The organism is Burkholderia sp. Bp9031 (genome assembly GCF_003857965.1).
Taxonomy (GTDB): domain Bacteria; phylum Pseudomonadota; class Gammaproteobacteria; order Burkholderiales; family Burkholderiaceae; genus Burkholderia; species Burkholderia ambifaria_A.
Map to the genome: position 1 here is coordinate 24,703 of NZ_QTPW01000008.1, position 10,436 is coordinate 35,138.

The following is a 10,436-nucleotide window of genomic DNA, read 5'->3' on the forward strand; positions in this document are numbered from 1 at the left end:
CCATGACCGACCGACTGACCGATCTGCCGCAACTCGACCCCGAACTCTTCCGCGTGCCGGACGCGAGCCGCTTGCGGCCGGCGTCGTCGTCCACGCATCCGCCGCGTTTCCTGCTGCTGTACGGCTCGCTGCGCGAACGTTCGTTCAGCCGGCTGCTGGTCGAGGAAGCCGAGCGTCTGCTCACGGCGATGGGGGCCGAGGTGCGCGTGTTCAATCCGAGCGGCCTGCCGCTGCCCGACGATGCGCCGGAGAGCCACCCGAAGGTCGTCGAGCTGCGCGAGCTCGTGATGTGGTCGGAAGGGATGGTGTGGTGCTCGCCGGAGCGGCACGGCGCGATGACGGGGATCATGAAGTCGCAGATCGACTGGATTCCGCTGTCGGTCGGCGCCGTGCGGCCGACGCAGGGCAAGACGCTGGCCGTGATGCAGGTCAGCGGCGGCTCGCAGTCGTTCAACGCGGTGAACCAGATGCGCGTGCTGGGGCGCTGGATGCGCATGCTGACGATCCCGAACCAGTCGTCGGTGGCCAAGGCCTTCATGGAATTCGACGAAGCGGGGCGGATGAAGCCGTCGGCCTATTACGATCGCGTTGTCGACGTGATGGAGGAGCTGGTCAAGTTCACGCTGCTCACGCGCGACATCGGCCCGTATCTGGTCGATCGGTACAGCGAGCGCAAGGAAAGCGCGGAGGCATTGTCGAAGCGGGTGAATCAGCGCGGGATCTGACCTGCACCGATGCCGCCGATCCAATCGGGAGTCGATGTCATGCAACTTCGTTCCGCAGCGTTGTCCGACCTGGCCGCGATCGAGGCATTGCTTCGCGCGTCGAACCTGCCTGTCGCCGGTGTCGCGGCGCACCTCGAAAACTTCGTCGTGCTCGTCGATCCGCCTGCCGTGACCGGATGCGGCGGTATCGAATATTACGGGGACTTCGCGCTGATCCGGTCGATCGCCGTCGCATCGGATGCGCAACGGAACGGTCACGGTCGCGCGATCGTGGCGCGGCTGATCGCGGCGTGCCGCGCGCGCGAGGTCCAGTCGATCGGGTTGCTGACGACGACCGCGGAAGACTATTTCGCCGGTTTGGGTTTCGTGCCTGTGGCCCGCAAGGATGTTCCGCGGCCGCTGCTGGCGTCCAGTCAGTTTCAGGGGGTATGTCCGGATGCGGCCACGGCGATGTTGCTGGCGTGTTGAACGGACTGGCTGGAGCGCAGCGAGGCGGCTGGTGTCGGGCGCCGCTCGTCCTTGCACAAAATCGATTGGCGAAACCTGTTTTGTGCGAAAAACGATTTTGGTCGTGCAAAAACGATTATTTTCGGGCCGATTTGCACAAAATCGATTACCGCTGCGGGCCGTTCGTATCGGTTGCCACGAGCACCGCGACCGGCAACGCCGCCAGGCAGCGATCGAGCCGCATCGTGCCGTCCGGCGCTCCGGCTTCGCGTCCGTCGTTCAGCCAGTCGATCCACTGCTCGCTGGCGCCGCGCGGCAGCACCACGGCCGTATCGCCCCATTCCCGAGGCTCGATGCGCGGCAGCCCCGGCACTTCGCCAAGCAATCTGCACGCGAGCCGCGTCACGATCACCACGATCGTTGCCGTTTCGTCGCACCGTGCGAATGCCACCGCGTGCCGTCCGAGCCTGCCGCGCACGCGCAGCGGCACATAGGCGCCATCCGCGAACGTCGCAGGCCAGCGCGTGTGCAGCGCGAGCATCCGCTCGACGAGCGCCCGCTTCACGCGCGCATCGGGCCAATCCTGCAGATACGCGGCGACCTGCCCGTCGACCCGTTCGGCCGCGAGCGCGGCAAACGGCACGTCGCGCCGGTTGTCCGGATCGACGAGCGAGTGATCCCATGACTCGGTACCTTGGTACAGGTCGGGCACGCCCGGCGACGCCATCCGCAGCGCCGCCTGCGTGAGACTGTTGACGACGCCGGCCGGCGCGATCCGCGTGACGAACGCATGCAGCCGGTGCACGAAATCGCCCGTGCCGTGCGGCGTCAGGATCGCGCGGACGAACTGCTCGCAAGCGTGCTCATAGTCCGCGTCGGGGGCGAGCCAGTCGGTGTGCTGTTTCGCTTCGCGCAGCGCCTTCGTCTGCCAGCGCACCACGCGTTCCGCAAGCGCCGCGAGCCCGGCCGCATCGTCGGGTGCGAGCCGCGGCGGCCAGCAGCCGACGAGCGTCTGGTACAGCATCGCTTCCGCGGCCGGCCCCGGCGCCCACGCGAGATCGCGATGCGCGCCGCCGCGGTGCGGCTGGTTCAGCGCGGACCAGTCGAGCGACACCGCGTGCCATGCGTCGGGCACTTCGCTCAGCACCGCGAGCCGCGCGCGCGCATCCTCGCCTCGCTTGTGATCGTGCGTGGCGGTCGCGACGAGCGTATGCGGGACGGTGCGCGCGCGACGCCGGTTGCGTGCATGGAACGCGCCGCGCGACAGGCTGAAATCGCCCGCATCGGCGCCGACCTCGTTGCGCGACAGCAGCCGGCCGTAGCGGTAGTTGGCCGTGTCCTCGACGCCCTTCGCGGCGAGCGGCGCGGTGAGCTGTGCGAACGCGACGCGCGCCGCGTGCAGCGCCGCGGCATCCGCGCGCGGCACGCGCGTGCCCGGCAGCCCGAGCCAGCCGGCGACGCGGTCGAGCGCGTAGCGGTCGGACGGATCGATCGCGGCGCACGCCGCGTCGTACGCGTGCGCCAGCACGCGGCGATCGGCGCAGGTCGGCTCGTCGCCGGCTGTCGGGTACATCCGGTACACGGGCAGGTGCACGGCGAGCTCGCCCAGCACGCGCTGGAGCGCGATCCGGCTGATGTCGCGCGTCGCGGGGGCCGCGCGCGCGATGCGGTGCAACGCCCGTGCGACGCGTTCGTGCTCGCCGGCGAGTTGTCGCATCAGCACGCGCCGCTTGCCGGCCACCGCTTCCTGCGCGAACGACCGCGCCGATCCCGACACGGCTGCCCAGTGCGCGGCGAGCGGCGCGGCGCCGGCCGGGTCGTGCAGCAGCGCGGCGACGTCGTTCATGAAGTCGTAGCCGGTCGTGCCGGCGACGCGCCAGTCGTCGCGCAGCGTCTCGCCCGGCGCGAGGATCTTCTCGACGACGACGTACGGCTGCTCGTCGCGCTGCGCGGCGAGCCGCGCATGCAGGCGCCGGCAGTACGCGCGCGGATCGGCGAGGCCGTCGACGTGATCCACGCGCAGGCCGTCGATATAGCCGGCCGCATGAAGCGCCAACGGTAGCGCGTGCACCGCGTCGAACACCGCTTCATCGTCGACGCGGACGGCCGCGAGCGTCGCGATATCGAAGAAGCGCCGCCAGTTCAGTTCGTCGGCGGCCGTGCGCCACCACGCGAGCCGGTAGTGCTGGCGTTCGAGCAGATGGTGCAGGCATGCGCGCGTGCGTGCGCGGCGCGGATCGGCGCCGCGCAATATCGCGTCGAACGCGGGCGGGCCCTGGGCGGCGGCGTAGTCGCGCAGCGCCATGTGCGCGGCCGCGAGACGCGCGCTGCCGCGTGCCGTCGCGGCGGCGAAGCGTTCGGCGAGCGCGTTCAGGTCCGCGCGGTTCGCGATGCGCAGGATCTCCGCATAGGTTGCCGCCGCGACCGGCAGGGTTCTGCCCGGGCATGCGATGAAGAAGCGTCCGGCCGACGGATCGGCGCCGAGCGTGATGTCGCCGGCCGCGAGCGCGTCACCGTACGACGCGCCGAGGCAGGGCAGCAGCACCTTGCCGTCGAGCGCCGCATCGGGCGGATGCCAGTCGATGTCGAAGTAACGTGCATACGGGCTTGCCGGCCCCCATTCGAGCACGTCGTTCCACCAGCCGTTCGACGTGCCGCCGACGCCCATGTGGTTCGGCACGATATCGACGATCACGCCGAGGCCGTGCGCGCGCAGCGCGTCGACGAGGCGCCGGAAGCCGGCTTCGCCGCCGAGCTCCACGCCGATCGCGCGATGGTCGACGGTGTCGTAGCCGTGCAGCGAGCCGGGCTCGGCCGTCGTGATCGGCGACAGGTACAGGTGGCTCACGCCGAGCCTGGCGAAATAGTCGGCGTGCGCGGCCGCGTCGTCGAACGTGAAGCCCGCGTGCAGTTGCAGCCGCAGGGTCGCGCGCGGCGTCATGCTTCGTCCTCCCGAGCCCGGCGCGCGTGCTCGATCGCCGCGATGCGCTTGCGCGCGTCGGCGTCGAACAGCGCGTCGACCGCGCGCGGCAGCCGGCGCAGCCAGTTCGGATGGCCGCATGGCGGGCCGGGGAGATTCGGTTGCTCGTCCAGTGCGAGCAGATCCTCGAGCGGCACGATCGCGAGCGGCGACGGGCTGCGCGCGACGTATGCAAGGATCGCGCTGACGGGCGGTGCGTCGGCGGACGGGATCGGCGCGCCGGCCGGCGCGCAGCGTGCGTGCTGCAACGCGTGCCACAGCGCCGCGCGGTCGGCGGCGCGTTCGGCCTCGGCGGCTGTGAGGTCGGGGGCGATGGGTGACGCGTCGTGTGTGGAAGGCACGTTGCGGCCGTCGTCCGCAGCGGGGGTATCGTCATTACGCAGACCCGGACTGTTCCGTTCGGCGCGGCCCGAGCCGTGTGCGGCTGCAGTGCGACCGATGTCGTCATCGGCGTTGCGCGCACTCGCGGTTCGTCGCGTGTGGTTGCTTTCATCAGCCGCACGTGCATGTTTGGCGGCATCGGCATCGGTAACCGCACCCGCCACGACCCGCCGCCACGCGAGATCGACACCATGCCACCAGCCCGCCACCGTCGGCAGGTCATGCGTCGACGTCATCGCGATCGTGTCGCGATCCCACGCCGACGGCGGCCGAAATGCGCGGTCCGCTTCCCGCTCGAACCACAGCACGCGCATCCCCGCGATGCCCTGCGCGCCGAGCCGTTCGCGAAACCCCGCCGGCACCGTGCCGAGATCCTCGCCGATCGCGACCGCGCGATGCCGTGCCGCCTCCAGCGTGACGAGCCGCACGAGATCGTCGACCGGATAGCGCAGGTACGCGCCTTCGCGCGGCGACCGGCCTTCCGGCACGATCCATAACCGCGCGAAGCCGAGCACGTGATCGATGCGGACCCCGCCCGCATGGGCGAAGGCCGCGCGCAACAGGTCGACGAACGGCGCGAAGCCGTTCGCGCGCAGCGCGGCGGGTGTCCACGTCGTCACGCCCCACGCCTGGCCGTCCGCGTTGAACAGGTCGGGCGGCGCGCCGACCGACACGCCGCGCAGCAGCGTCGTGCCGTGCGCCCACGCGTCGCTGCCCGCGCGATCGGAGCCGACCGCGAGGTCGGCGATCAGCCCGATCGTCATCCCGGCGTCGCGCGCCGCCTGCTGCGCGTTGCCGAGCGCGTCCGACGCGCACCATTGCAGGAACGTGTGGAACGCGATCGTCTCGGCATGCGCATGGGCGAACGCGTCGGCCTCGGCCAAAGCCGGCATTTGCCATTGCGCGGGCCATTGCCGCCAGTCCGCGCCGATCCCGTGTTCGATGCAGAACGCCTGCAGCGCATCGAAGCGCGCATGCGCGTCGAGCGCCGCGCCGCCCGCCGCGCGAAACCGCTCGAACGCGTCGCGCGACGGCTCGCCGTTCGCACGCCACGCGTCGAAGCACGCGCGCAGGCGTCGCAGTTTCAGCGGCAGCACGTGCGGCCAGTCGATCAGCGGCGTATCCGCTGCGTGTACGTCACCTGCTGCCGCGCCGTTCATCCGCCGCACGATATCGGCCCCCGGCACCGCATCGCAGTCGAGATACGCGACGTTGTGCCAGCGCCGCGACGACGGTGAATACGGGCTGTCGTGCTCGGGCAGCGCCGGATAGCCCGCATGCGTCGGGCTGATCGCGACCGCGTGTGCGCCATGCCGCGCCGCGCGCGCGGCGAGGCCGGCGAGCGCGGTGTAGTCGCCCGCGCCGTCGTCGCCCGCGCGGCGCAGGCTGTAGAGCTGGGCCGCGATGCCCCACCGGCGCCGCGCTTCCGGCATGCCGCGGCCCGCATCGAACGGCCGCGCACGCGGCGGCGCGATCGCGAGCCCGATGCGCTGCTCGCCGATGTCGAGCGTGTGATAGCCGGGCAGCGCGAGCGGCGGCAGCGTGCCGTGTTTGCCTGCGCCGGCCACGCGCCCGTCGACGTGCCCGCCCGATTCGAGCGCGATCCGGAAGCGCGCGCCGGGCGGCGCGATACTGCGCGGCAGCGTCAGCGGCATGCCGGCGTCCCCGGTCACGACACGCGGCGTCGCGTCGCGCGCGTCGGTGAGCGCGGCTGCGCTGTCGGCCCGCTCGCTCGGCGTGCCGCACGGCCAGCCGAGCGCATCGACGAGCGCAACGAGCGCATCGTCGTCCACCCGTCGCGCGACACCGCCCGCATCGATCCAGTCCGGCTCCAGCCCGGCCGCACGCGCGAGTTCGGCGATCGATACGTCGGTCGTCATGGTCGCGTGTGCCCGTTCGCGCGGTGACTCAGCGCATCGTGGTTGACCGCGCCGTCGCGCCACGCGATGCAGGTGTGTGCGGGCAGCCGCTGGTCGGCGAGCCGGTCGCGCGCGCGCGGCGGCGTCTCGAACACGATCTTGCCGACCGGCAGCGCAGGCAGCACCGCATCGTGCGAGCCGGGATTGAACGCGATCGTCAGCGTGCTGCCGTCGCCGAGCTGCCAGCGCGCGACGAGCGCTTGCGCGTCGCCGCCGCCGCTGTTGCCGTTGCCGGACAACAGATCGACGCCGAGCGCGCGGGCGCCGGCCAGATGCGGCGTCACGAGCGCCGCGCGCACCGTCAGCGCGCTGCGGTAGAAGCGCCGCCACGCGTCGGCGTCGGGCCAGGCGGTGGCGTCCGCGTGGCCGGGCGACGAGCGCACGAAGGTGCCGACGTCGTTCGGATCGGGAATCGCACTGCGATGCGCGGGATCGGCGAACGCGGAAAACGCGGCGAACTCGCGGCGCCGGCCTTCGCGCACCGCATCGGCGAGTTCGCCGCGATAGTCGGCGAAGAACTGGAACGGCTGCGTGCTGCCGTCTTCCTCGCCCATGAACAACAGCGGAATCTGCGGTGCGAGCAGCATCAACGCGGTCGCCGCGCGCACTGCGTCGTCGTTCGCGAGCGCGCGCAGCCGTTCGCCGAACGCGCGATTGCCGATCTGGTCGTGGTTCTGCAGGAACGTGACGAACGCGGTCGGCGGCAGGTGCGCGCTTGGCTCGCCGCGCGGTGCGCCGTCGTGCAGCGGCGACGGCTCGCCCTGGTATGCGAACCCTTCGCCGAGCGTGCGCGCGAGATGACGCAGCGGCGCATCGGCATAGGCGCGGTAGTAGCCTTCGCGCTCGCCGGTCAGCAGCACGTGCGCGCTGTTGTGGAAGTCGTCGTTCCACTGCGCGTCGAAACCGTCGGGCCCGAGCAGGCTCGCCGCATTGCGTTCGTTCTCGAGCACCAGATGCACGTGGCGCGCACCGCCCGCATGCGCGCGCACGCGGCGCGACAGCTCCCGCAGCCATACATCGTCGTCGATCGCATGCGCGGCATCGATGCGCAGGCCGTCGAAGCGGAATTCGTCGAGCCAGTACAGCGCGTTCTCGATGAAGAACGCGCTCGTCTGCGCACGCGAGAAGTCGATTGCCGGGCCCCATGCGGTCGGCCGGTCCGTGCGGAAAAATGCGGGCGCATAGCGCGGCAGCAGGTTGCCGTCGGGGCCGAAGTGGTTGTACACGACGTCGAGAAACATCTGCAGCCCGAGCCCGTGCGCGGCGTCGACGAGCGCCTTCAGTTCCTCGGGCCGCCCGTACGACGCATCGGGCGCGAACGGCAGCACGCCGTCGTAGCCCCAGTTGCGCGCACCCGGGAACGCATTGACGGGCATCAGCTCGAGCGCGGTCACGCCGAGCGCGGCGAGGTCGGCCAGGTGCCGTTCGACGTTCGCATAGCCGCCGCATGCGCCGACGTGCAGCTCGTACAGCACCGTCTCGTGCCACGGCCGGCCGCGCCACGCGTCGTGGCGCCAGCGGTACGCGGCCGGATCGACGACCTGGCTCGGGCCGTGCACGTCATCCGGCTGGAAGCGCGATGCGGGATCGGGCACCGCGAGGCCGTCGTCGAGCAGGAAGCGGTACAGCGTGCCGGCGCCGCACGGCGCGACGACCTCGAACCAGCCGTCGCCGGCGGCCTGCATCTCGACGCGCCGTTCGCCGTGCACTTCCACCGCGGCCGTGCGGCTCGCGGGCGCCCACAGCCGGAAGCGCGTGTGCTCGGCGTCGAGGCAGGCCGCGCCGAACGACGACGCGAATGCGTGCGTGCCGGGCGGATGGGCGGTATGTGACGTCATGGCGGCTCCTCACGAGGGCTGGGCGGGTGGCACGGCCGCGACCGCGATCACGGCTGCGTGCGCGACGACGTCGAGGCCGGCATCCGGCCAGGCGCGCGGGCCGGCGTCGGGCGTCGCGGTATCGAGCAGCACGCGGTAGTCGAGCACGGGTGCCGGCGGCTTGAACCGGATCGTGTGGGTCGACGCATTCAGCATCACGAGCAACGCCTCGGTGCGCCCGGTGCGGCCGGTGCCGACGCGCCGCATCGTCAGCGCGCGCCGTTCGCCGTCTTCCCACGCGGGCACGGCCAGCGGGTCGCCGCGCTCGTCGAACCAGTCGATCTCGTGCATGCCCGGTGCGCCGTCGCGGTCGCCGGACGGATAGTGCGGCGCCGACATCACCGTGTACATGCGCCGCAGCGCGGCGAGCCGCGACACGAAGCGCATCATCTGCACGCCTTCGTCGCTGCGCGCGAGGTCCCAGTCGAGCCATGACAGTTCGTTATCCTGGCAATAGGCGTTGTTGTTGCCGTGCTGCGTCCGGCCGAATTCGTCGCCGGCCACGATCATCGGCGTGCCGAGCGCGGTAAACAGCGTCGCGAGCATCGAGCGTGCGACCCGCGCGCGCAGGTCGCGGATCGATGCATCGTCGGTGGCGCCTTCGGCGCCCCAGTTCGCGCTGCAGTTGTCGTCGCGGCCGTCGCGGTTGTCCTCGCCGTTCGCGTCGTTGTGCTTGTGCGCATACGACACGAGATCGGCGAGCGTGAAACCGTCGTGCGCGGTGACGAAATTGACCGACGCCCACGTGCGCCGCCGCTGGTGGTTGAACAGGTCGGCCGAGCCCGCGAGCCGCGCGGCGAGTTCCGGGCGCTGGCCGGCGTCGCCGCGCCAGAAGCGCCGCACGGTGTCGCGAAAGCGGTCGTTCCATTCGGCGAAACCGGGCGGATGGCGGCCCAGCTGATAGCCGCCGGGGCCGAGATCCCACGGTTCGGTGATCAGCTTGCGCTGCGCGAGCACCGGGTCCTGCCGCAACGCGTCGAAGAACCCGGCGCCGGGTTCGAAACCGTGATCCTCGCGGCCGAGCGTCACGCCGAGGTCGAAACGAAAGCCGTCGATGTTGAACGCGCTCGCCCAGTAGCGCAACGAATCCATCACCATCTGCACGACGCGCGGATGCGACAGGTTCAGCGTGTTGCCGCAGCCGGTCTCGTCGACGTGGTAGCGCGGATCGTCCGGCCGCAGCCGGTAGTAGCTCGCGTTGTCGAGGCCGCGCCACGACAGCGTCGGGCCGAGCTCGTTGCCTTCGCACGTATGGTTGTAGACGACGTCGAGCACGACCTCGATGCCGGCCGCATGCAGCTGGCGGATCGCGATGCGCATCTCGTCGAGCCGCCGCGTCGTCAGGTACGACGGCTCCGGCGCGAAGAACGCGGCCGTGTCGTAGCCCCAGTAGTTGCGCAGGCCCCGGTTCACGAGCGCGCGCTGCTGCAGGAACGCATGCACTGGCAGCAGCTCGACCGTCGTCACGCCGATCGACAGCAGGTGATCGATGAACGCCGGATGCGCGAGCGACGCGAACGTGCCGCGTTCCGGCGCGCGCAGCCCCGCGCGGCGCATCGAGGCGCCGCGCACGTGAGCCTCGTAGATGACGGTGCTGCGCCACGGCACGTCCGGGCGCCGGTCGGTGCGCCAGTCGAACGCCTCGTCGACGACCACGGCCTTCGGCATCGCGGGCGCCGAGTCGCGGCGGTCCATCGACAGATCCGCGCGGTTCGAATGCACGCGATAGCCGAACAGCGCATCGGACCAGCGGAAGTTGCCGACCAGCTTGCGCGCGTACGGATCGAGCAGCAGCTTGGTCGGATTGAAGCGATGGCCGTGCTGCGGCTGGTACGGGCCATCCGCGCGAAAACCGTACACGGTGCCCGGATGCGCGTTCGGCAGGTAGCCGTGCCACACCTCGTCGGTGCATTCAGGCAGGTCGAGCCGCGCGAGCTCCTTGCGCCCGGTCGGGTCGAACACGCACAGCTGGATGCGCTGCGCGTGCGCGGAAAACACCGCGAAATTGGTGCCGAGACCGTCCCAGGCCGCGCCGAGCGGATAGCAGCGGCCGGGTTGGAGACGGGCAGGCAGGGCGGTCGGCATGGGGATCGTCTCCGTGTCGAGG

6 protein-coding genes are annotated in these 10,436 nt (G+C 71.2%); 2 read left to right on the forward strand and 4 right to left on the reverse strand.

Going from position 1 to position 10,436, the window contains the following annotated elements:
- The first annotated feature begins 2 nt into the window (after positions 1-2).
- A complete protein-coding gene (arsH, locus tag DIE15_RS12855; protein WP_124833424.1) occupies positions 3-725 on the forward strand; it encodes an arsenical resistance protein ArsH in 723 nt (240 codons plus the stop codon).
- 9 nt (positions 726-734) lie between these two features.
- The gene (gene arsN2, locus DIE15_RS12860) at positions 735-1,193 is read left to right on the forward strand and encodes an arsenic resistance N-acetyltransferase ArsN2 (protein WP_409364297.1); all 459 of its coding nucleotides are present in this window, start codon (positions 735-737) and stop codon (positions 1,191-1,193) included.
- 145 nt (positions 1,194-1,338) lie between these two features.
- On the opposite strand, the gene treY is transcribed toward arsN2, so the two are convergent.
- Genes treY through glgX form a run of 4 tightly spaced genes read right to left on the reverse strand, consistent with a single transcriptional unit; the run spans position 1,339 to position 10,414 of the window.
- The gene (gene treY / locus DIE15_RS12865; RefSeq protein ID WP_124833425.1) at positions 1,339-4,113 is read right to left on the reverse strand and encodes a malto-oligosyltrehalose synthase; all 2,775 of its coding nucleotides are present in this window, start codon (positions 4,111-4,113) and stop codon (positions 1,339-1,341) included.
- Positions 4,110-6,413, reverse strand: a complete 2,304-nt coding sequence (gene malQ / locus DIE15_RS12870) for a 4-alpha-glucanotransferase (RefSeq protein WP_124833426.1) — start codon at positions 6,411-6,413, stop codon at positions 4,110-4,112. Before malQ ends, treY begins: the two co-directional genes overlap by 4 nt.
- On the reverse strand, positions 6,410-8,290 hold the full coding sequence (gene treZ / locus DIE15_RS12875) for a malto-oligosyltrehalose trehalohydrolase (protein ID WP_124833427.1): 1,881 nt from the start codon (positions 8,288-8,290) through the stop codon (positions 6,410-6,412). The genes malQ and treZ overlap by 4 nt, the downstream gene beginning before the upstream one ends.
- 9 nt (positions 8,291-8,299) lie before the next feature.
- Entirely contained in the window at positions 8,300-10,414 is a 2,115-nt protein-coding gene (glgX, locus tag DIE15_RS12880) for a glycogen debranching protein GlgX (protein ID WP_124833428.1), read from the reverse strand.
- Between the last annotated feature and the right edge of the window lie 22 nt (positions 10,415-10,436).